Source organism: Azohydromonas lata, from assembly GCF_034427735.1.
Classification (GTDB): domain Bacteria; phylum Pseudomonadota; class Gammaproteobacteria; order Burkholderiales; family Burkholderiaceae_C; genus Azohydromonas; species Azohydromonas lata.
On the sequence record NZ_JAXOJX010000245.1, the window covers coordinates 1 to 309 of the forward strand.

A 309-nucleotide genomic window follows, 5' to 3' on the forward strand; every position below is an offset into this window, starting at 1 on the left:
CCCAGGTCGCCAGACAGCGACACGAAGTTCGCGATGTCGGCGCTGAAGCCCTTGAGCGTGAACGCCACCGTATTGGCGGCGATGGCTTGGCTGAACGTGTAGCCCTGGCTGCCAACGCTCACCTTCGAGCCGGCCGTCACCGCACCAGCGGTGCCGGTGTAGTGCACGGCCACCGAGGTGGCCTTGAGGTTGCCCAGGCCGTCGACGCTAGCCGTCAATGTGCCGTTGGCCAGCTCAAATGCCGTCGTGCCGGCCGCGCCCGAGCGCAGGCCGAAGCTGGCGTTGCTCAGCCGCAGCGACGCGGACGTG

General features: G+C 68.3%; 1 protein-coding gene. It reads right to left on the bottom strand.

Features of this window, described 5'->3' with window-relative positions; genetic code table 11:
* A partial coding sequence (locus tag SM757_RS35240; RefSeq protein ID WP_322468900.1) for a hypothetical protein occupies positions 1-309 on the bottom strand: 309 nt, incomplete at both ends.